Origin of the sequence: Pseudodonghicola flavimaris (assembly GCF_030164425.1) — a bacterium.
In the GTDB taxonomy this organism is placed as follows: Bacteria; Pseudomonadota; Alphaproteobacteria; order Rhodobacterales; family Rhodobacteraceae; genus Pseudodonghicola; species Pseudodonghicola flavimaris.
In genome coordinates, this window is sequence record NZ_JASNJD010000002.1 from 326,237 (window position 1) to 347,481 (window position 21,245).

The 21,245-nt window shown below is 66.9% G+C and carries 16 protein-coding genes; 4 read left to right on the top strand and 12 right to left on the bottom strand.

The window, feature by feature from the left end; all coding sequences use genetic code 11:
* Positions 1-524: 524 nt before the first annotated feature.
* The 10 genes from QO033_RS04220 to QO033_RS04265 form a co-directional block, all read right to left on the bottom strand.
* A complete protein-coding gene (locus tag QO033_RS04220) occupies positions 525-2,168 on the bottom strand; it encodes a sulfatase-like hydrolase/transferase (RefSeq protein WP_284479681.1) in 1,644 nt (547 codons plus the stop codon).
* Positions 2,169-2,304: 136 nt separating this feature from the next.
* Positions 2,305-2,742: a hypothetical protein gene (locus QO033_RS04225; protein ID WP_284479682.1), complete on the bottom strand. Its 438-nt coding sequence runs from the start codon at positions 2,740-2,742 to the stop codon at positions 2,305-2,307.
* 37 nt (positions 2,743-2,779) lie between these two features.
* A complete protein-coding gene (locus QO033_RS04230; protein ID WP_284479683.1) occupies positions 2,780-3,139 on the bottom strand; it encodes a DUF5368 domain-containing protein in 360 nt (119 codons plus the stop codon).
* A gap of 12 nt (positions 3,140-3,151) precedes the next feature.
* On the bottom strand, positions 3,152-4,471 hold the full coding sequence (locus QO033_RS04235) for an NAD(P)/FAD-dependent oxidoreductase (RefSeq protein WP_284479684.1): 1,320 nt from the start codon (positions 4,469-4,471) through the stop codon (positions 3,152-3,154).
* Positions 4,472-4,690: 219 nt separating this feature from the next.
* Positions 4,691-4,810, bottom strand: a complete 120-nt coding sequence (gene cydX / locus QO033_RS04240; protein WP_284479685.1) for a cytochrome bd-I oxidase subunit CydX — start codon at positions 4,808-4,810, stop codon at positions 4,691-4,693.
* Positions 4,811-4,825: 15 nt separating this feature from the next.
* Positions 4,826-5,986, bottom strand: a complete 1,161-nt coding sequence (gene cydB, locus QO033_RS04245) for a cytochrome d ubiquinol oxidase subunit II (RefSeq protein WP_284479686.1) — start codon at positions 5,984-5,986, stop codon at positions 4,826-4,828.
* 5 nt (positions 5,987-5,991) lie between these two features.
* The gene (locus QO033_RS04250) at positions 5,992-7,599 is read right to left on the bottom strand and encodes a cytochrome ubiquinol oxidase subunit I (protein WP_284479687.1); all 1,608 of its coding nucleotides are present in this window, start codon (positions 7,597-7,599) and stop codon (positions 5,992-5,994) included.
* A gap of 123 nt (positions 7,600-7,722) precedes the next feature.
* Positions 7,723-9,396, bottom strand: coding sequence for an amino acid ABC transporter ATP-binding/permease protein (locus tag QO033_RS04255; RefSeq protein ID WP_284479688.1), 1,674 nt, complete (start codon positions 9,394-9,396; stop codon positions 7,723-7,725).
* A complete protein-coding gene (gene cydD / locus QO033_RS04260; protein ID WP_284479689.1) occupies positions 9,393-11,042 on the bottom strand; it encodes a thiol reductant ABC exporter subunit CydD in 1,650 nt (549 codons plus the stop codon). Before cydD ends, QO033_RS04255 begins: the two co-directional genes overlap by 4 nt.
* 165 nt (positions 11,043-11,207) lie before the next feature.
* A complete protein-coding gene (locus tag QO033_RS04265) occupies positions 11,208-12,047 on the bottom strand; it encodes an EamA family transporter (RefSeq protein ID WP_284479690.1) in 840 nt (279 codons plus the stop codon).
* Positions 12,048-12,208: 161 nt separating this feature from the next.
* Here QO033_RS04265 and QO033_RS04270 point away from each other — a divergent pair, with 161 nt between their 5' ends.
* On the top strand, positions 12,209-13,087 hold the full coding sequence (locus tag QO033_RS04270; protein WP_284479691.1) for a LysR substrate-binding domain-containing protein: 879 nt from the start codon (positions 12,209-12,211) through the stop codon (positions 13,085-13,087).
* Positions 13,088-13,093: 6 nt separating this feature from the next.
* On the opposite strand, the gene QO033_RS04275 is transcribed toward QO033_RS04270, so the two are convergent.
* A complete protein-coding gene (locus QO033_RS04275) occupies positions 13,094-14,473 on the bottom strand; it encodes an FAD-binding oxidoreductase (RefSeq protein WP_284479692.1) in 1,380 nt (459 codons plus the stop codon).
* A gap of 127 nt (positions 14,474-14,600) precedes the next feature.
* The gene (gene speB, locus QO033_RS04280; protein ID WP_284479693.1) at positions 14,601-15,635 is read right to left on the bottom strand and encodes an agmatinase; all 1,035 of its coding nucleotides are present in this window, start codon (positions 15,633-15,635) and stop codon (positions 14,601-14,603) included.
* A gap of 189 nt (positions 15,636-15,824) precedes the next feature.
* On the opposite strand from speB, the gene QO033_RS04285 reads away from it, so the two are divergent.
* From QO033_RS04285 to QO033_RS04295, 3 genes are all read left to right on the top strand, one after another.
* Positions 15,825-19,349: an AAA family ATPase gene (locus tag QO033_RS04285; protein ID WP_284479694.1), complete on the top strand. Its 3,525-nt coding sequence runs from the start codon at positions 15,825-15,827 to the stop codon at positions 19,347-19,349.
* A 30-nt stretch (positions 19,350-19,379) separates the two neighbouring features.
* Entirely contained in the window at positions 19,380-19,637 is a 258-nt protein-coding gene (locus tag QO033_RS04290) for a DUF4242 domain-containing protein (protein WP_284479695.1), read from the top strand.
* 138 nt (positions 19,638-19,775) lie between these two features.
* Positions 19,776-21,194 carry an FAD-binding oxidoreductase gene (locus QO033_RS04295; RefSeq protein ID WP_284479696.1) on the top strand — a complete coding sequence of 473 codons (1,419 nt, stop codon included), beginning with the start codon at positions 19,776-19,778 and terminating at the stop codon, positions 21,192-21,194.
* Positions 21,195-21,245 lie beyond the last annotated feature (51 nt).

Genomic DNA, 21,245 nt, shown 5'->3' on the forward strand with positions numbered 1-21,245 from the left:
TGCCTGGGCTGTCGCGGAATCACTGGCGGTTCGGCCCCCTCCGCCGACCGTTTTCGACGATGGTGATCGCCACATCGTCGATCCCCTGACGTCCCTCGGGGCCAGCGCGGCTCTGCGTATCGCTCGGCGGGCCGCAATCGCCCAAAAACTCCATTCCCTTGATAAAACCGTCATGTGGCAGAACCGGCCCCGCCGCCTACGGCGCCCGGACCAGAGTATCGGCAGCGGAGTCCCCGGTGGGCCCAAAGCCGCCCGGCGCCTGATCGCAGTTCCCCTTCGGGCCCACGGCACGTTTCGCCGCGTCCGGCCGATCCGCCCCCGCCTGCGTCTCGTCCCGGCCCGAAGCGACCCAGGGCGCCTCGGTCACACCGACGGGGGGTGCGTCACCTCCCGCAGGAACCACACGGATGTATTCATGAATTTGACATCTGTTCGCCCAGGCGCCTGCGCCCTGCCGATGCCGGTGATCGCCTGCCGCAGGTCCGCGCCATCCCGATTCAGCCGCGCTCCGCCCCTGTCCCGGCCTAATCGCCGGTGTAATCCGCCTTGGCGGGGCCCACGTATTTCTCCATCCACTCCGGCGGCACCTCGGTCCCGTCGGCGAGGAAGGTCAGGATCCCCCGACGCAGCGACTTGCCGCGCCCGGCGATGATCTCCGCATCCGACTTGGTCACCCGCTGCGACATCCGCCGGCCCCAGCGGGCAAGGTGATCGTAAAGCCTGTCGATCTCGGCCTGGTGGTTGTCGTCCTTGGCCAGATCGTGGAATTCCTCCGGGTCGGTCTCAAGATCGAACAGCATGGGCCGAAACCCACCCTCGGCATGGATCAGCTTGAACCGGCCGTCGAACACCATGAACAGCCGGGCATCGCGCGGCGACAGTCCCAGTTTCACCGCCTGCCCGGTGCCGGAATAATCGTATTCGCTGATCGCCACCTGACGCCAGTCCTCCGGCACCTCGCCATGCAGCCAGGGCAACAGCGAGCGCCCCTCGACGATATGATCCGGCACCTCGCCGCCGGCGGCCTCGATGAAGGTGGCAGTCAGATCGATCGCCTCGACCAGTGCGTCGCAGGTGGTGCCGCGGGTTGCATCGGCCGCGTCCCGTGGATCGTAGACGATCAGCGGGATCTTCACCGCCTGTTCGTGGAACATGTCCTTTTCACCCATCCAGTGATCGCCCAGGTAATCGCCGTGATCGGAGGTGAGCACGATCATCGTATCGGACAGCGCCCCGGTCCGCTCCAGATGATCCAGGATCCGGCCCAGCTGATCGTCGCATTGCTTGATCAGCGCCATATAGGCCGGGATCACCTTCTGCCGCACCGCGTCCTGCTGAAACGCCTCGGCCACGCGGGTCTCCATATAGGCGGACAGCACCGGATGGGCATCCTCGCGCTCCACCTCCGCGCGGCGGGCGGCGGGCACGTGATTGGGGCCGAACATGTCATGATAGGGGGCGGGCACGATATAGGGCCAGTGCGGCTTGATATAGCTGACATGGGCGCACCAGGGCGTCCTGGCCTGTTCCATGAAATCCAGCGTCTGCGAGGTCAGCCACGGCGTCTCGCTGTCCTCCTCGCGGATATTGGCGGGCTTGGCGGCATTCTTCAGGATCCAGCCGCTGGCGATCTGGCCGTCCTCGATCCCGGCATTGGCGAAATCGGCCCAGGGATTGTCCCCCGGGTAACCCTGTGATTTCAGGTATTCGTTATAGGGCGAGCGTTTCTCGTCGTAGAATCCATCCGGCCCCTCGGCCCAGAGCCCGTCGTCGCGCACCCAGGCATCGAAGCCGCATTCAGACTGCCGTGCGCCGATCACGCTGTCCGGGCTGAGACCCAGCCGCGCCATCCCTTCGGCATCGGCTTTCATGTGGGTCTTGCCCAGCAACCAGCAGTCCATGCCGATCTTGCGCAGGTGATCGCCCAGCGTCAGCTCTCCCACCCGAAGGGGAAAGCCGTTCCACTGCGCCCCGTGAGACGAGGTGTAGCGCCCGGTATAGAAGCTCATCCGCGAGGCGCCGCAAATCGGCGATTGCACATAAGCATTGGTGAAGCGCACACCCATCGCCGCCACCAGGTCGAAATTCGGGGTCTTCAGATGCGGATGACCGGCGCAGCTCAGGTAATCGTGTCTGAGCTGATCGTACATGATGAAAAGGATGTTCATTGCGCCCCCCTGATCCGTCGCTTTGCCGCCATACTGCGCGGGCGGGAACGGGAATGCGAGGGGCAGCGGCCCGCCGCCGGTGGAAAATCGGATCGGCGGCGGGCGGTCAGGCGGGGATCGGGCACCCCGGCCCGGATCAGAAGCTCAGCACCCGGGCACCTTCGGCGATGATCGCCCCGGCCATCGCCGGCGGCTGGGCCACCCCCACACCGTCGAGCAGCACCGAGGCATCGGCCCCCTTGCCCGGCAGATAGATCGCGCAGACCTCGACCCTGGCGCCCGGCTCTTTCATGATCGCCTGCATCAGGCCCTGCGGGCTCATCCCCTTGGGCGGCTGGCCGGCGGTGGCGGTTTCGGGCGCCGCCTTCAGCGCCAGATCGCCGGCCGGACCGCACAGCAGGATATGCGGCGTCACCCCCTGTTTGGCGGCCTGCATCGTCAGAACCATCGCCATCAGCTGGGTTTGCGGCTCCGGCGCGGTCAGCACCGTCACCAGCGTTTCGGGCGTCTCCGCCCGCAGCGGCGCGGCCACAGCGGTCAGCGCCATCGCGCCTGCCATCAGGATGCGTTTCATGTCAGTCTCCTTCCTTACTCTTCACCAGGATACGTCGTCAGATGTCGGTTTCAGATTTGCGCAGCAGCAGCGATTCCAGCGTGTAGACCAGAATCGCCAGGCCGATGGCGCCGGCGACGGCGACCATCAGCAGGACGATCACGTCGATCGGCCCGCCCAGATCGGAAAAGCCGGAATGGGTCACCGCCTGCACGAAAAGCACCGCCGCGACGGCGCCGAAGGGCATCGACAGCTGCGCCCAGAGGAACTTGCGCCAGCTCACCGCCCGGTCGCGGATCAGCACGTAGAAATAGGCCAGGGTGACCACGCCCGCGACCGCCACCATCGCCCAGAACAGGCCACGGCCGAAGATTTCCTCGAAAACGGCGATCAGGGTGCCGAAAGTCATATCTTTCATCGTCGTGTCTCCTCAGGCCTTGCCGCGCAGCATGGCGTTATAGGTGGCCTTCAGCGCGACTTCCTTCATCAGCCAGCTGATCCACAGCTCTTCCAGCGGGGCGATGATGCCCGGGAAGCTCGGCACCAGATTGTCGTTGTAGTCGAACTCCACCAGCATGGCGCGACCGACCCGGGTGATCATCGGACAGGAGGTATAGCCGTGATAGGCCGCATCGGTGGTGTCGCCGGCGATCTGGGCCACTAGGTGCTCCTCGACCACCGGGACCTGCCATTTCACACTGGCGGCGGTCTTGCCCTTCGGCACGCCGGCGACATCGCCCACCGCGAAGATGGTGTCGTACCGGCGGTGGCGCAGCGTGTGCCTGTCGACCTCGGCCCAGCCCTGATCGACCCATTGGTCGGCCCAGCTCAGCCCGGACTCGCGGATCACCGCCGGCGCCCGCTGCGGCGGGATCACGTGGATGTAGTCATAGGCCATCTCCTGCGCGCCCTCGGGCGTGTCGAAGGTGGCCAGTTTCTTGCCCGGGTCGATCGCCTTCAGCACATGCGAATAGCTGGGCGCGATGGCGCGGTCCTGAAACAGCATCCGCACCTTCTCCGACACGATCGGCACCCCGAAGAGCGAGGCGTTGTTCGAGGCATAGGTGATCTCGGCCTTGCCGCGATTGCCCGCCTTGCGGATCAGATCGTCGATCAGGAAGGTATGTTTCAGCGGCGCGCCGGCGCATTTCATCTCGGTCGCAGGGCGGGTGAACACCCCGTGCCCGCCGGCTTCGATGAAGCGGGAGGCGGCCTCCCAGGTCCTGGCGGCATATTCGGGCCCGGCATAGAGCGCGCCGATCCCCTCCTTGCCCACCATGTCCAGCGAGAAACCTTCGATGGCATCGTGATCCAGCACCAGCCCGGGGGCCAGGATCAGGTAATCATAGCTCAGGTTCTCGCCCGACTGCAGCGCCACGGTCTTCGCCTCCGGGTCGATGGCGGCGGCGTAGTCCACCTTCAGCTCGAGCCCCTTGGGCAGCCAGTCGGCGGTTCGGCTGACCGAATAGCTGGGCGGCTTCAGGCCGGCGGCGATCAGGCTGAACCCGGGCTGATACCAATGGTCCTTGCGGCCGTCGATCAGGGTGATGCGGGCGCCGTCCAGACGCTGCACCAGCCGGTTGGCGAGCGCGGTTCCGGCGGCGCCGGCCCCGAGAATGACGATATGGGCGCGGGTCGCAACCATTGCGCGCGCCTCGGTGGCGGCGCCGGCCGCGCTCAGCGCCGCGGCCCCAGCCGCCAGCCCGAGAAACCCGCGGCGGGTCGGAGAGAACTGTTTGAGATCGGTCATGCGGTCCGTTTCCTGTTAATCACATCGCGCTTTTTGCATACGACGGGATCCCGGAGTTTGACCCAGATCAAAAACCTATATGCGGAATGCGCTTTTTCGCGGAAATACGGGTCGCGTCCCCTCGTGCGGAAATGGAAACGGGCGCCCCGAAAGGCGCCCGCCCCGGTCTGACCCCTCCCAGGGACGTGAAATGCGGGAGAGGCAAGCTCTGTTAACGTCTTATTTCTTCTCGTCTTCCTCGGTCAGACGCGAATCTTCCCGCATCTCGAGCCACATCGCGTTCAGCACCGCGAACATTGCGGCCAGCGGAAGACCAAGCAGCCAGGCGAAATACCACATTCTTGTTTTCCTTCCTCAGTAGCTGTGGCCCGAGCCGGTGATCTCGTCTTCGGTCACCTTGCCCCAGAGCACTTTGTAGACCCAGGCCGTATAGGCCAGGATGATCGGCATGAAGAACACCGCCATCACCAGCATCACGAACAGGGTCTGATGCGACGAGGAGGCATCCCAGACAGTCAGGGAGCTGTCCGGATCGACGGTCGACGGCAGGATGAAGGGGAACATCGTCAGGCCAACGCTGGAGATGATGCCGGCGATCGACAGTTTCGACCACAGCAGCGTCGACACCTCGCGCCCGGCGCGCAGACCCAGAACCGCCATGGCGATCCCGACGAAGCCCATGATCGGCGCGATGACGATCCAGGGACGTTCGCCATAGGCTGCCAGCCAGGAACCGCCGCGCGCCACCTCGTTGTAAAGTGGGTTCGACGGGCCGTTGGCCGCCACTTCGCCCACCAGGTGGAAGCCGTCCACCCCGACCGCCAGCCAAAGGCCGGCCAGCGCGTAGGTCACCGCCGCCACGATCCCGGCATAGGTGCCGAGGGTACGGGCGCGCAGTTGCACCGCGCCTTCGGTTTTCAGCGTCAGCCAGGCGGCGCCATGCATGACCAGCATCGACAGCGACACCAGACCCGAGAGGATCGCGAAGGGACGCAGCAGACCCAGGAACTTCATGTAGAAGCTGCCGTCATACATCGGCATCAGATCTTCGGTCAGGTGGAAGGGCACGCCCAGCAGCACGTTGCCAACCGCCACGCCGAACAGCAGCGCAGGGGCCGCACCGCCGACGAACAGCGCCCAGTCCCAGCCGTTGCGCCAGGACTGGCTGTCCCGCTTGGAGCGGTACTTGAAGCCCACCGGCCGCAGGATCAGCGCCGCCAGCACGGCGAACATCGCCAGATAGAAACCGGAGAAGCTGACCGCATAGAGCGGCGGCCAGGCGGCAAAGATGGCACCGCCGCCGAGGATGAACCACACCTGGTTGCCTTCCCAGACCGGCCCCACCGTGTTGATCACCACCCGGCGCTCGACATCGGTCTTGCCGACGAAGGGCAGCAGCGCCGCCGCCCCCATGTCGAACCCGTCGGTCAGCGAGAAGCCGATCAGCAGGACACCCAGAAGCACCCACCAGATCACGCGAAGGATATCGAAATCGATCAGTTCATAGAGAATCATCAGTCTTACTCCGCAGGGCTGGCCAGGCCTTCAGGGCCAGCGGCTTGCAGGCGTTCTTCGTGGCGCGCCATCCAGATTTCGGTTTCTTCCACATCTTCGGTCGGGCCCTTGCGGATGTATTTGATCATCAGACCCATCTCGATGATGAAGAGCACGGTGTAGAAGGCGACGAAGCCGGCCAGTGTGATCAGCAGATCGCCGACGCTCAGGTGCGACACCGACAGCGCCGTGGGCAGCACCCCGTCCACCGTCCAGGGCTGACGCCCGTATTCAGACACGAACCAGCCCAGTTCCGCCGCGATCCAGGGCGTCGGGATGATGATCACCGCAAGCCACAGGGCCGGACGCGGGAACCGCATGCCGCGCAGGTTTGCCGTCACCGCGAAATAGGCCATCACCGCGATATAGGAGAAGCCCAGACCCACCATCAGGCGGAATGCCCAGAACAGCGGCCCGACGCCGGGAACGGTGTCGTTCGCAGCCTTGACGATATCGGCCTCGGTGGCGTTGCGCGGATCCTCGACATAGCGCTTCAGCAGGAAGGCGAAGCCAAGATCGGCGGAATGCTCTTCGAAGGTCGCCCGCACTTCGGCCGGGGTGTCGGCGCGTTCGGCCCGGATGGTCATCAGCGCGTCATAGGCAACCAGACCCGAGCGGATCTTCTGTTCCGCCTCGGCGACCAGATCGTTGATGCCGGGGATTTCCGTGGTTAGCGACCGGGTCCCGATCAGGCCCATGACCCAGGGGATTTCCACCGCGTAATGGGTTTCACGCGCTTCGCGGTCGGGAATCCCCACCAGGGTGAAATGCGCCGGCGCTTCCTGCGTTTCCCACATCGCCTCGATGGAGGCGAGCTTCATCTTCTGGGTGTGGCTGGCCGAATAGCCCGATTCATCGCCCAGAACCACGACCGACAGCGATGCCGCCAGACCGAAGGCAGAGCCCACGGCAATCGACCGGCGGGCAAGCTCCATGTGGCGGCCCTTCAGCAGATACCAGGCCGACACGCCGATCACAAAGACCGATGCGGTGACATAGCCGGCCGACACGGTGTGAACGAATTTCGCCTGCGCAACCTCGTTGAACACCACGTCGAAGAAGGAGGTCATCTCCATCCGCATGGTCTCGGGGTTGAATTCGGCGCCCACCGGGTTCTGCATCCAGCCGTTGGCGATCAGAATCCACAGGGCGGAGAAGTTCGATCCCAGCGCCACCAGCCAGGCGACGATCATGTGCGCCGGCTTCGACAGCTTGTCCCAGCCAAAGAAGAACAGCCCGACGAAGGTCGCCTCGAGGAAGAAGGCCATAAGCCCTTCGATCGCCAAGGGCGCGCCGAAGATGTCGCCGACATAGTGGCTGTAGTAGGACCAGTTCATACCGAACTGGAATTCCATGGTGATCCCGGTTGCGACCCCCAGAACGAAGTTGATGCCGAACAGCGAGCCCCAGAACTTGGTCATCTGGCGCCAGATGGGGCGGTTCGTCATCACATAAACCGTCTCCATGATCGCGACGAGGATCGACAGACCCAGCGTCAGCGGCACGAAGAGGAAGTGGTACATCGCTGTCATCGCGAATTGCAGGCGCGACAGCTCGACGACATCAATATTCATGATGTGCATCTCCTCGGGTTTGGTTGCGCAGGCCAATAGGACATAAACCTGCCTCGAAAATGCATGATTTCCTGCTTGCTACACCCGGCCGGGTTTGCCCTGATTTGATCTGCGTCAAAAGGATCATAGATCTGGAATGTATTTTTTCAGGTCCAGCCGGGTATCGGCAACTTCAGCCTCAGCGGCGCGATGCGTCGCCGCGACGATTACGCTTTGCGGCAGGAACCGGCGGATACCGGCCACCACCGCGCGCGCGGTTTCGGAATCCAGACCTTCGGTCGGTTCATCCAACAGCAGAATCTCCGGACGGCGCAACAGGGTGCGTGCCAGAGCCAGCCGTCGTGATTCCCCGCCCGACAGTCCGGCGCCCCCCTCCCCAAGTGGCGCGGCAAGTCCGCCGCGCATCTCGACCACCCGGTGCAGTGCCACGGCGCGAAGAACCTCCTCTGCCTCCGCGTCGCTCAGCCCCGGGCGAGCGATTTCCAAATTGTCCCGAACGCTGCCGGCCAGCAATGCGCTACGCTGCGGCAAAAGCGCCAGATGCTCGCGCAGCTCCGGTTCCGGCCACTGGCCCAGCGGCACGCCCAGGCAACGAATCTCGCCCGCAGCCACCGGCGTCACCGCGGCGATCGCATCCAGCAAGGTGCTTTTTCCGGCGCCGCTGGCACCGCTGATGGCCAGCATCTCTCCCGGTGCAACCGACAGGCTCAGCCCCCGGATCATCGGCATCGACCGACCCGGATGCGCCAGGGAAACATCGATCAATTCCAACCCCTTGGCCGCATCCGGCGCGGGTTTCCGGACGGCTGCTGCGACCGGTTCGGCACCGGTGGGCCGGTCCGCCAACACCCGTTCTGCGGCGTCGCGCATCCGCCCCAGCTCTGCCACGCCGCGGCGCAGCGGCAGAACGGTTTCCGCCAGCGCCAGGGCAACGAAAACGCCAATGGCGGCTTCGGCCGCGTCAATTTGACCCGCCGCGATCAGCGGGCCGGAAATCCCCAGAACCAGCGCCGTGATCAGCGCCACCAGCACCGACAGCGCCATGCCGGCACCGGTATCGATCCGGTCCAGATGGTCCTGAGCCGCCCGCGCCGCCGCTTCCTCGGCATCGAGACGGGCACGCCAGTCGGGCACCACGCCCTGCAGAATCGCCTCGCGCTGACCCCGGAACAGGCCGATGGCGCCGCGCCGCAGCGCCTGCATCGCCGCCTCGGCCCGGGTCGAGGGTTCCAGCGTGCGCAGCGCCACCCGGATCAGCACCAGCCCACCGCCAACCAGATAGCCCACCGCGATCGACGCCGCGACCGGCAGCGCCACCAGCCAGGACAACATGACGAAGGCCACCGCATGGGTGATCACCGCCGCCGCCACCGGCAGCGCCAGCCGCAACGCGACCCCGTCCAGCGCATCCACATCGGCAGTGATCCGGGTCAGCGCCGAGGCACCGCGCAGCCGCCGCAGCGCCTCCATCGGCCAGAGCTCCAACCGCTGCATCAGCGTGATCCTGAGCGCCGCCAGCGCCCGCAGCGTCGCGTCATGGGTCAGCAGCCGTTCGCCATAGCGCGCCACCGCCCGGCCCAATGCCAGGAACCGCACCCCGGCAGAGGGGCGGAAGACGTCGAAGGCGATGCCGATGCCGGCAACCCCGGCCAGCCCGGTGGCGGTGATGAACCAGCCCGACAGCCCGAGAAGCGCGGCGCCCATGATCAACACCACCACCGTCAGCGCCGCGCCACGGCTCATCGCCCAGGGGTCGGCCGACCAGATCAGCCTGAGGATACGCCACAGACGCGTCATGCCCGGCCCTCCAGATCAATCACCCGGTCCATCGCAGCGCAGAGCCCGGCATCGTGGCTGGCGACCACCACCGTGCGCCCCTCCGCCCGCAGATCGCCCAGTGCGGCAATGATCTGCGCCGCCGTGGCGCGGTCGAGATCGGCGGTCGGCTCATCGGCCAGGATCACCTCGGCCCCGGACAGGAAAGCCCGCGCCAGCAACAGCCGCCGCGCCTCGCCGCCCGACACGCCGGCGCCGGTTTCGCCCAGCCTGGTCTCCAGCCCCTGCGGCAGCGCAGCGACGATGGCACCGGCCCGCGCCCGCTCCAGCGCCGCGTCCAGATCGGCGCCGCTGCCATGGGGGTCGAGGAAATCGCGCAGCGTGATATCGGGCACATGCACCGATTGCGGCACGAAGGCGACACGGGCGCGCCAGGCATCCGCGGTCTCGTCGGTCAGCGGCTGACCGGCCACCAGGATCGTGCCGCTGTCGGGCCGCAGCAGCCCGGCCGCCAGATCCAGCAGGGTGGATTTGCCGACGCCACTCGGCCCCCGGATCGCCACGCTTTCGCCGGCCGCGATCCGCAGATCGGGCAGTGCCCGGCAGGCGCCGCCGCGATTGACGCTGACACCGTCGAACCGCAGCTCTGCCGGGCCGCTCAGCCGGGGGGCCACCGCACCCAGACCCAGCACCGGCGCCCGCGTCTCCTCTGCCAGCGCCCGCAGCTCGTCGCTCACCGCATCGGCGGAGGCCTTGTCGTGCCAGGCCGAGGCCAGATCGCGCAGCGGCTGAAAGAATTCCGGCGCCAGCAGCAGGATGAAAATCCCCTCACCCAGGGTCAGCGGGGTGGCCCAGGCGCCGATGGTCACCTCTCCCAGCAGCGAAAACCCGATATAGACCGCCACCATCGCCACGCCGATGGCGGCAAACAGCTCCAGCACCGTCGACGACAGGAAGGCCACCCGCAGCACCGCCATGGTCCGCTTGCGCAGACCCTCCGCCCGGTCGGCGAAATCGGCGCGGGACCGGTCGGCGGCATTCAGCAGCCGGATATCTGGCAGCGCCGCGATCCGGTCGATCAGCAGCGCGTTCATGTCGCCGATCTGCGCCATCTGCTTTTCGCTGGCCTCTTTCGCGGCCATGCCGACCAGCGCCATGAACACCGGGATCAGCGGCCCCGCCACCAGCAGGATCAGCGCCGCGATCCACGACACATAGAAGGTGCAGGCGATGAACAGCAGCGGGATCACCCGCACCCGCGACATCGCCGGGGTATAGCGCGAGATATAGGGCGCCAGCATCGCCAGCTTTTCCGACAGCAGCGCCGCCAGATCGGCCGAGGACCTGCTGCGGTCGATCCGCAGCGGCTCACGGTCCAGGAATATCCGCCGCTGGGTGGCGATCACCTCATCCGCCGCGGCAAAGGCCCGGCGCGCGCTGATCCGGTCGGAGGCCGCCCGCAGCGCCCCCAGAACGGCGAATCCCGCTGCTGCCGCCCAGGCCGCCGGCCCCAGCTCTCCCGCCGCCCATTGCGCGACGGTCCAGGCGATCAGACCGGCCTGCAGCGGCCAGAGCCCCCCCGACACCAGCGCCCAGAGCGAGGATTGTCGCAGCAGACGTTTCGGGGAGTCGGTGATCAGATCTCGGGCGGAGGGCTTGGCGGGCATTTCACTTCCGGTCGGGTCGCGCAGCGTGCGGTTGTATTTTCGTGCTCTCTGCCCGCTACTCTAGTGTGAAACCCCCGGGGTTCCAGCCGAATCGCCCGCGCCCCAGTGACGCGGGGGGGGCTTCTCCTGCGATATGGAAAGCTCTGCGCAACCTTTTGGAAGGTCTCATATTTTCATCATCGCGACGCCGCAGGCGATCAGGCCGGCGGAGGTCCAACGCCAGCGGCTCACCCTTTCGTGCAACACGAAGGCCGCGATCAGCGCCGCAAAAAGGATGCTGGATTCGCGCAGCGCCGCAACCAGAGCGATCGGCGCCTGGGTGAAAGCCCAGACCGCGATCCAGTAGGAGCCCAGCGACATCGCGCCGGCGGCAATTCCGGTTCTCCACGCCGGCAACAGCGCCGGAAAGGCCGCCCGCCCGCGCACTGCGGCAAAGAAAGCCACCATGATCAGCGCATCGCCGACGACCATCCAGAGGATGAATCCAGACGCCCCGCCCGCGATCCGTGCCCCGACCCCGTCCAGCAGCGTATAGCTGGCGGTGAACCCCGCCGTTCCCAGCGCATAGAACAGCGCCTTGCCGCGCATCCGCCCGCCGCTGCCGCCCTTCAGCGCCATCAACAGGATGCCGGCAGAGATCGCCGCCACCGCCGCCAGTGCCATCGGGCTGAACGCCACCCCCAGAAAGGCTGCAGAAACCAGGGTGACGATCAGCGGCGCACTGCCACGCGCCAGCGGATAGGCCTGGCTCAGGTCGGCATGGGCATAGGCCTGGATCAGGAACAGCTTGTACCCCGCATGCAGCGCCGCCGCCGCGGCGATCCAGGGCCAGGCCGGAACCGGCGGCTGGGCGACGAAAGGCAGGATCGGCAGCGCCAGCGCCGCCTGAACGATCGCCAGCAACAGAACGGTCGACGCCCGGTCCAGCCCCAGCTTGACGACAGAGTTCCAGCCGGCATGCAGGACGGCTGCAAACAACACGGCGACGAAGACATGATTAGACATTGCAGCTCCGGAATCCGCGGACCGGTCGGGCGGCCGGGCGCGGTGAAAAGGGTGTCGAACGCGACAGGGACGATGGAAACACATGTGACACAGGCTCTTATCGCGGATTGATTTTCCTTTGAAAACGATGATTAATCACCCCATATGTGAGAAAAACGCACATGAAACGCGGCACCCTGCCCCTCAACGCCCTGCGCGCCTTCGAGGCGACCATGCGGCATGGCCAGATGAGCCACGCGGCAGAGGAACTCGGCGTGACCCATGGCGCGGTCAGCCGCCAGATCCGCGGGCTGGAACAGGTGCTGGGCGTGCCGCTGTTCGAAGGGCCGCGCAATCGTCTGGTCCCGACGGATGCGGCCCGGGCCCTGCAACCGTCGCTGACAGAGGCCTTCGACCGGATCGAAACCGCCGTGCTGCGCACGATGCACACCGACCGCCGGGTGCTGGACGTATCCTGCCTCAGCACGCTGACGATGCGCTGGCTGATCCCGCGCCTGGCCGCCTTTCAGGCCGAACAGCCAGAGATCGAGGTGCGGCTGACCGCCGATGACGCGCCGGTGGATTTCACCCGCCAGCGGTTCGATGTCGCCATCCGGGTCGGCCCCGGACCCTGGGGGGCTGCCCGGGCGTTGCCGCTGTTTGCCGATCTCACCGGCCCGGTGTTGAGCCCAGCGCTCTGCGACAGCCTGCGCGACCCAGCCGCTCTGGATGATCCCGCCGCATTGCTCGGCCTGCCGACACTCCACACCAGAACGCGGATGTCGGCCTGGCCAGACTGGTGCGCGCAGCAGGGCCTGCCGGTGCCCGAGGCGGCCCGCATCTTCGAACATTTCTATTTCATGCTGGAGGCCGCAACCGCCGGGCTCGGCGTCGCCATCGCGCCGGAGGTTCTGGTACGCGACGACCTGGCCGCCGGGCGTCTGCTGGCCCCCTTCGGCTTCCGCCCCTCCGGCCAAACCTATGTCGCGTTGACACCGGAGCAGCCCAGCCGCGACGCTGCCTGCTTCACCACCTGGCTCCAGCGCATCGCCACCGGCTGAAGCGCGTCAAGGCAGCGTTTTGCCCGGGTTCAGCAGACCGGCGGGATCCAAGAGCTGCTTAATCGACCGCATCAGGTCCAGCGCCACGGGATCCTTGAACCGGGCCATCGACTGCCGCTTGGCGATGCCGATGCCATGTTCGGCGGAAAACGTGCCGCCCATCCCCACCACCAGCCTATCGATGGTCTCGCGCAGCGCCTCGGCCAATGCCGCGTCCTCGCGGGTCAGCCAGACGTTGAAATGGATGTTGCCATCGCCCAGATGCGCCACCGCCAGGCTTTCGCAGCCCGGGTCCACCTGCTGGATCAGCGGCTCGATCCGGGTCAGGAACGCCTCCACCAGATCCAGAGGCAACGCGATGTCGGTGTCGATCACCGGGTGACGGCAAAACACGATCTCGGCCGAGGCCTCGCGCAGTGCCCACATCTCGCGCCGCTGCGCCTCGGACTGGGCGATCACTGCGTCGGCGATCCGCCCGGCTTCCAGCCATTGGCCCAGAACCTCCTCCAGCGCGGCGCCGGCCTGACCGATGCGGCGGGCCTGAACCTCGACCAGCAGATTGACCGGGGCCGGTGCCTCGAACGGCTCCCGCATCTGGGGAAACAGCGCCCTGGCATGTTCGATATAAGCGCGCGGCATGTATTCGAAGGCGGCGACCTCGTTGCCGCTGGCATCCTGCAGCGCCGTCAGCAGCGCCGGCGCCTGCGCCAGCCCATCCAGCGCCACCATCGCGGTCGCGCGTTCGACGGGGCGCGGGTGCAGCCGCATCACCGCGGCGGTGATAATCCCCAGCTGGCCCTCGGCGCCGATCATCAGATCGCGCAGATCGAACCCGGTGTTATCCTTGTTGAGTCCGGTCATCAGATCGAGGATCCGACCGTCCGGCAGCACCGCCTCCAGCCCCAGGCAGAGCGCCCGGGTGGTGCCATAGCGCAGTACGTTCGAGCCGCCCGCGTTGGTCGACAGCACCCCGCCGATCATCGCCGAGCCGGCGGCGCCGAAGAACAGCGGAAAGCACAGACCATGCTCTGCCGCCGCCTGATCCAGCGCCTCGACGATCACGCCGGCGCCGACCACCGCCAGCCGGCTCTCGGGCCGGATCTCGCGGATCCGGTTCAGCCGGGCCACCGACAACGCGATCGCCCCTGGGGCAATGGCACCGCCATTCAGCCCGGTATTGCCCGCCACCGGCACCACCGGCACCTGGAAATCCGCCGCCAGCCACAGCACCGCCGCGACCTCGTCCCGGTCGGCGGGGCGGACCACCGCAAGCGGCGCGCCGGCATAGTCGCCGGTCCAGTCCCGCGCCCAGGGCGCGGCGTCCTCTCCGGTCAGGACATGGGCCGCACCCAGACGGGTGCGCAGCCGGGCGATCAGATCATTCATGGCATCGGGCCTTGCTGCGGCGGGCAGGCGCCCGCCGAATTGCGATCAGCAGCCGTCCGGCAGAGCCGACAGCTGCACCCTTCCCCCATAGACCCGGCCGGGACGGCGCCGCAACCATCCCGCCGGCTCAGGCTGGCAACGACGGGCTGAAGGTCATCAGGCTGAGGATGGTGAACATCACCTGGGCGGCAACATGGGCGGTATTGGTGGTGGCGTCATATTCCGGCGACACCTCGACCACATCGGCGCCGATCAGGTTCAGCCCCTTCAGCCCGCGCAGCAGCTCCAGCACCTCGCGCGGGGTCAGCCCGCCGACCTCGGGCGTGCCGGTCCCCGGCGCAAAACCCGGATCGACCGCATCGATGTCGAAGGACAGATAGGTCGGCCCATCGCCCACCACGGCGCGGGCACGGCGGATGATTTCGACCATGCCCAGATGCGGCACTTCCTCGGCGTGGATCACGCTCATGCCGGAGACGGTGGAGAATTCCCACAGGTATTCCGAAGACCCGCGGATGCCGATCTGGATCGTGCGCTCCGGGTCCAGCACCCCGTCCAGCACCGCGTTGCGCATCGGCCCGCCGTGGTGGAAGCGGGTGCCGTCGGTGGAGCCGCCGGTGTCGCAATGGGCATCGATATGGATCAGCCCCACCGGCCGGTCCCGCCCCAGGGCGCGCAGGATCGGATGGGTCACCGAATGATCGCCGCCGACCGATAGCGGCAACGCCCCGGCGGCCAGAATACGGTCGATATGCGCCTCGATATCGCGATGGCTCTGCTCCAGATCGTAGCGCCCGGTGAAGGCGACATCGCCGATATCGGCCACCCGCGCCTCATGCAGCGGCAGGCAGTCCAGCACATGCTCGTAGGGTCCGATCCGCTCGATCGCGCGCATCGCCCTGGGGCCGAAGCGAGTGCCGGGCCGGTTGGTGATGCCCAGATCCATCGGCAGCCCGGTCAACGCGATCTGCAGCCCCTCGGCTGATCCGTCGGGCCGGTGCGGCGCATCCAGCAGCGTCGGCACCCCGGACCAGGGCATCGCCCGGGTGCCCGCGGGATTGAACAGCTTTTGCCCGACGCGGGCGAATTTCGGGTCGTAGATGCGGGTGCTGTTCTGCGCGCCGAATTGCGCCCGCAGGGCCGCCAGACGTTCCTTGTCCATGTCGCTCTTCCGTCTTCAGAGAGGGTCAGCGCAGGATCACCCCGGATCGGCGGGCAAATCAACCGGCTTCGGTCCCGACCGTGCGGCGGGGCCAACCGGTGACTTCCCCCTGCCTGCGAAACAACGGCGCCCGCCCGATTTCGCAATGAAAAACTTGAGGGAATCGGCATCCCTCTGCATCATGAGACCATGGGAGACCGTGTAGACCTTTGGCTCAACGACCTGGGGTTGCACCAATACGCCGATCTCTTCAATCAGAACGATATCGGCCTCCGGGCGCTTCCTCATGTCACGGAAACGGACCTGGTAGAGCTTGGCATCAGCCTGGGCCACCGGCGCATTCTGCTGGCCGCGATCGCAGAGCTTTCGCATCACGCCGGCGGCGCCGAAGCCGACAGCCCTCCGGGTACGGATGGCGCCGTTTCGACAGCGGAGCGGCGGCAGCTGACCGCGATGTTCGCCGATCTGGTCAATTACACCGAAATGAGCAACAGCTTCGACCCCGAGGAGATGCGGCCGCCGCTGCAACGCTATCAGGATATGGTCGCCGGCGGCATTTCCCGGTTCGGCGGCCATATCGCCAAGTTTCTGGGTGACGGCATGCTGGTCTATTTCGGCTGGCCCACCGCCTATGAGGATCACCCCTATCGCGCGGTGGCCGCCGGGCTGGAAATCCTCGGACGGATCGGAGAGATCCAGGCCCCCGACGGCAGCCCGCTGGCGCTGCGGATCGGGGTGGCAACCGGGCCGGTGGTGGTGGGCGATCTGGTCGGGCAGCAGACCCGCGACGATGGCGCCGTGACCGGCCGGGTCCTGAATCTCGCCGCCCGGATCGAGGCGCAGGCCACCCCCAATACGCTGGTGATCCCGGCCGAGATGGAGACGCTGCTGGGCGGGATGTTCGAATGCCGCGATCTGGGACCGATGGAGCTGAAGGGGTTTCGGGCGCCGCAACGGATCCTGCAGGTGGTCCGGGAGAAAACCGCCGAAAGCCGCTATCACGCCGCCCATCCCTCCCGCGGGGAGAAGATCGTCGGCCGTCAGATCGAACGCGACCTGCTGGAACAGGCCTGGACCCGGGCGCGGGCCGGCACCGGCGAAGTCGTCCTGCTGACCGGAGAGGCCGGCATCGGCAAATCGCGGCTGGTGGAGGATTTCCTGACCCAGCATGTGTCAGCCGACGAGACCGATATCATCCGCCTGAACTGTTCGCCCTATTTCAGCAAGACACCGTTCCATCCGGTCGCCCAACGAATCGCCCAGGATGCCGGGCTGCAGCCCGGCGACGATGCCAGGGTGATCACCGAAAAACTGCGGCACCTGCTGCTCCTGCGCAAGACCGCCGATCTCGATCACGTGGTGTCGGTCTATCTCACCCAGGTGGCGCCGGATGCCGAGGCCGCCGCACCGATCGTGTCGATGCCGCCGGAGGAGCGCAAGGACATGGTCACCCGCACCCTGCTGGAGGTGCTGCGCGCCCGCGCCGTCGCGCATCCGGTGCTGATGGTAGTCGAGGATGCCCATTGGATCGACCCGTCGACAGCGCAGTTCCTCGGGCGGATCGTCGCCACCTGTTCGGATATGCGGCTGATGTTGCTGGTGACGCACCGGCCGGGATGGACCTGCGACTGGGCCAGTCTGCATGGCCATGTCACCACGCTGCACATCCGCCGCCTGGACCCCGAGCAAGTAGCAGAGCTGATCTCTCAGGTCTCGGGCAAGCGCCCCGATCCCGCCGTCGCGCGGGATATCATCGCCAAGACCGACGGTGTGCCCCTGTTCGTCGAGGAAGTCACCCGCGCCGTCTTCGCCGCCGGCACCCATCTGGCCGGCGAGGTGCCGCCATCGCTGCAGGGCGCGATGATGGCCCGGCTCGACGCGGTCTCGGACGAGGCCAAGCAGACCGCGCTGACCGCCTCTGTCTTCGGTCGCGAATTCTACGCCGATCTGATCGCACGGGCGATGGACCGGTCGCTGGCAGCGGTGCACACCAGCCTGGACGAGCTGTGCAATTCCGGGCTGGTCTATGAAAGCGGCCAGCACCGCGATGCCTATGTGTTCCGCCATGCGCTGCTGCGCGACACCGCCTATCACTCGATGGTGTCGGAGACCCGGCGCGACTGCCATCGGCGGGCTGCCGTGGTGTTGCAGGCGCTGCGCCCCGCCGTGGCGGAGCGGGAACCCGAGCTGATCGCCCGGCATTTCACCGAGGCCGAGGCCCCGGCAGAGGCCTTCCCGCACTGGAAACGCGCGACCGAGATGGATCTGGCGCGTTCCGCAAACGAAGAGGCGCTGGCCCATGCCAAGGCCACCGTCGCCACCGCCGAGAAGCTGGGGCGCGCCGCCCTGCCGGAACGGATCGCCGCCCGGATCCTGCTGGGCCGCAGCCTGGAGGGCGTGGGCCGCCTGCCCGAAGCGCTCGATACCCTCTTCGCGGCGATCGACGAATCCTCCCGCGCCGGCCTGGTCGACCTGCACGCCGAGGCGGCGCAGCGGTCCGCCGACGCGGCGCTGATGTCCAGCCACGGGGTCGAGACCGCCTATGCCGCCTGCCGCGCCGCCCTGGAGACGCTGCCAGACTCGGATGAACGGATGCGCTGCCGGCTGTCGGGGCAGATGGCCCGCTGCACGATGCACCTGGGCCGCTTCGCCGAAAGTGCCCGGCTCAGCCACGAGGTGCTGCGGCTGGCACCGCGGCTGGGCGACAAACGGGCGCAATTCGCGGTGATGATGTCGCGGTTCTTCGCGCCGCTGCCGGCGCGCGCGCCCGACGAGGTCACCAACTGGCGTGGCCGGCTCGCCGATATGCAGTCCGTCGCCGATGGCCTCAGCGAGATCGACCGCGGGCGCGACCGGTCGCTGCACTTCTACGTCGCCACCGAAATGGGGGATCGCGACATGGCCGAGGAGGCGCTCGAACGCCTGTCGGAGGTCAGCCGCGCCCGCAACCATCCGCAGTTGCACTGGGTGGAACAGCACGGCCGCGCCCTGATGGCGATCCTCAACGGGCAGTTCGACACTGCGCAGGCGCACGCGGAAAAGGCGCTGCGCATCGGCCGACAGACCCATGGGCCGCATATCGAGGGCGTCTACGGGGTGCAGATGTTCACCATCCGGCGCGAACAGGCCCGCCTGGGAGAAGTCGCGCCGGTGATCCGCAAGCTGCTCGACGACAATCCCGACGAGATGGCCTGGAAACCCGGCTTCGGGGTGATCGCGGCAGAGCTCGGCCATCTCGACGCGGCGCGGCGGATCCTGACGGAAATGGCCGAAACCGGGTTCGATCTGCCGATGGACGCGCTCTATTCGACGACGCTGTCCTATCTTGCCGATATCTGCGTCGCCGTCACCGACGACAAGCTGGCCGCGCCGCTCTATGAGCTGCTGCTGCCCTACCGCGACATCACCGTGACCGCCGGGGTCACCACCGTCTGCATCGGTGCGGCGGGCCGGCGGCTGGGGGCGCTGGCCGCGCTGCTGGGCGACTGGACCGCGAGCGAGGCGCATTTCGAGCGCGCGCTGGAGGTCGACACCCGGATGCGGGCCCTGCCCTGGATCGCCCATACCAAGGCCGGTCTGGCCCGCACCCTGCACGGCCGCGGTCGGCCGCAGGACGAGAAGGCCGCCAATATACTTGAGGTTGAAGCGCTGGAAATTGCCGAAAAACACGGTATGCTTTACTTAGCGTCAACTTTGCGGGGACCCCTGCACTGATCCCCGTCATCATAGTGACAGGAGCCAATGATGCCGCGTTTTCTGATCGAAAGACAATTCGCCGAGCAGCTTCAGATTTCTGACGACGCCAAGCTGCACATCAAGGAAATCAACGACGACGAGGGGATCGAGTGGATCTTCTCCTTCCTCAGCGCCGACAAGCGGAAAACCTATTGCCTCTACGAGGCGCCGGACGAGGATGCGATCCGACGGGCCGCAAAGCGGCTGAACATCCCCGCCGATGTGATCACCCCGGTTGACCGAGTCGACCCGGGCATCTTCGCCTAGCGCCCCCGCAGCGCCCCATGCGGGGCGGCGGCAATCAACCAAAGATCGTCAGCGGCGCGGGGCCGGATGTGGCCGCGAACCGATGGCGGCGCGGCAGACCGGGCAAGAAGCCTCCATACCCTGGGAGGAACCGAAGTCATGCCTGGTCTGAAAACCCTGTCCGGCGGCACTGCCGACATCTCTGCCGACACCGCCGACGCCCTGGGCGCAAGCCTGCGCGGCGACGTCTATGCCGCCGGCAGCCCCGAATATGATGCCGCCCGCACGCTTTGGAACGCGATGAACGATCGCCGCCCCGGCCTGGTGGCCCGCGCCTTTGGCGCCAGCGATGTCCAGAAGGTGGTGGATTTCGCCCGCGATCACGATCTGCTGCTGGCGATCCGCTCCGGCGGCCATCAGATCGCCGGCCATGCCGTCGCCGACGGCGGCCTGCTGCTCGACCTGTCGCAGATGCGCTCCGTCCGGGTGGATGCCGCCCGCAGGACCGTACGGGTCGAACCCGGCGCCACCCTGGGAGATATCGACAGGGAGACCGAGCCACATGGGCTGACTGTGCCCACCGGCATCAACTCCACCACCGGCATCGCCGGGCTGACCCTGGGCGGCGGCTTCGGCTGGCTGACGCGGAAGTTCGGGATGACCATCGACAACCTGCTGTCCGCCGATGTGGTAACCGCCGACGGCCGGTTGCTGACCGCCAGCGCGACCGAGAACCCCGATCTGTTCTGGGCCATCCGTGGCGGCGGCGGCAATTTCGGTGTCATTACCAGTTTCGAGTTTCGGCTGCATCCGGTCGGCCCCGAGGTGCTCTCGGGCCTGATCGTACACCCGCTCGACGCAGCAGAGGCGCTGTTGCCGGCCTTCGCCCGCATCGCCGATGACGCCCCGGACGAGCTGACGATCTGGAGCGTGCTGCGACTGGCGCCGCCGCTGCCGTTCCTGCCCGAGGCCTGGCATGGCAAACCGGTGCTGGTCTTCGCGGTCTGCTATTGCGGCGATCTGGCGGTGGGCGAGGCCGCCCTGGCGGAGTTGCGCGGTCTCGGCACCCCGGTCGCCGAGGCGATCGGCCCGACCCCGCTGACCGGCTGGCAGACCGCCTTCGATCCGCTGCTGACACCGGGCGTGCGCAATTACTGGAAAAGCCACGATTTCGACTCTCTTCCCGAAGAGGCGATCTCAGCGCTGGTCGCGGCGGTGACCGATCTGCCCGACCCTGCCTCGGAAATTTTCGTGGCCCATATCGGTGGCCAGATGGCGCGGGTCCCGGCCTCGGAAACTGCCTTTCCGTCCCGGTCGGCGCATTTCATCGTCAACGTCCACACCCGCTGGGAAGACCCGGCGAAGGACGATATCTGCATCGGCTGGGCCCGCGACCTGTTCGACCGCCTCAGCCCCTATGCCATCGGCAGCGCCTATGTGAACTTCATGCCCGCAGATGAGACCGCCCGGGTTCCCGGTATCTATCTGCAGAACATGGAACGGCTGTCCCGCGTCAAGGCGATCTACGATCCCGGCAACCTGTTCCGGGTGAACCACAACATCGCCCCGGCCACCTGAGCCCCGCCGCCGCCGCGGCGGATCAGATCGGCAATGAAGCGATCGGGGCTG

Excerpts from the sequence above, each read along its gene's own strand:
- QO033_RS04220 (WP_284479681.1), bottom strand. The coding sequence starts at position 2,168 with ATGAACATCCTTTTCATCATGTACGATCAGCTCAGACACGATTACCTG.
- QO033_RS04225 (WP_284479682.1), bottom strand. The coding sequence starts at position 2,742 with ATGAAACGCATCCTGATGGCAGGCGCGATGGCGCTGACCGCTGTGGCC.
- QO033_RS04230 (WP_284479683.1), bottom strand. The coding sequence starts at position 3,139 with ATGAAAGATATGACTTTCGGCACCCTGATCGCCGTTTTCGAGGAAATC.
- QO033_RS04235 (WP_284479684.1), bottom strand. The coding sequence starts at position 4,471 with ATGACCGATCTCAAACAGTTCTCTCCGACCCGCCGCGGGTTTCTCGGG.
- cydX (WP_284479685.1), bottom strand. The coding sequence starts at position 4,810 with ATGTGGTATTTCGCCTGGCTGCTTGGTCTTCCGCTGGCCGCAATGTTC.
- cydB (WP_284479686.1), bottom strand. The coding sequence starts at position 5,986 with ATGATTCTCTATGAACTGATCGATTTCGATATCCTTCGCGTGATCTGG.
- QO033_RS04250 (WP_284479687.1), bottom strand. The coding sequence starts at position 7,599 with ATGAATATTGATGTCGTCGAGCTGTCGCGCCTGCAATTCGCGATGACA.
- QO033_RS04255 (WP_284479688.1), bottom strand. The coding sequence starts at position 9,396 with ATGACGCGTCTGTGGCGTATCCTCAGGCTGATCTGGTCGGCCGACCCC.
- cydD (WP_284479689.1), bottom strand. The coding sequence starts at position 11,042 with ATGCCCGCCAAGCCCTCCGCCCGAGATCTGATCACCGACTCCCCGAAA.
- QO033_RS04265 (WP_284479690.1), bottom strand. The coding sequence starts at position 12,047 with ATGTCTAATCATGTCTTCGTCGCCGTGTTGTTTGCAGCCGTCCTGCAT.
- QO033_RS04270 (WP_284479691.1), top strand. The coding sequence starts at position 12,209 with ATGAAACGCGGCACCCTGCCCCTCAACGCCCTGCGCGCCTTCGAGGCG.
- QO033_RS04275 (WP_284479692.1), bottom strand. The coding sequence starts at position 14,473 with ATGAATGATCTGATCGCCCGGCTGCGCACCCGTCTGGGTGCGGCCCAT.
- speB (WP_284479693.1), bottom strand. The coding sequence starts at position 15,635 with ATGGACAAGGAACGTCTGGCGGCCCTGCGGGCGCAATTCGGCGCGCAG.
- QO033_RS04285 (WP_284479694.1), top strand. The coding sequence starts at position 15,825 with ATGGGAGACCGTGTAGACCTTTGGCTCAACGACCTGGGGTTGCACCAA.
- QO033_RS04290 (WP_284479695.1), top strand. The coding sequence starts at position 19,380 with ATGCCGCGTTTTCTGATCGAAAGACAATTCGCCGAGCAGCTTCAGATT.
- QO033_RS04295 (WP_284479696.1), top strand. The coding sequence starts at position 19,776 with ATGCCTGGTCTGAAAACCCTGTCCGGCGGCACTGCCGACATCTCTGCC.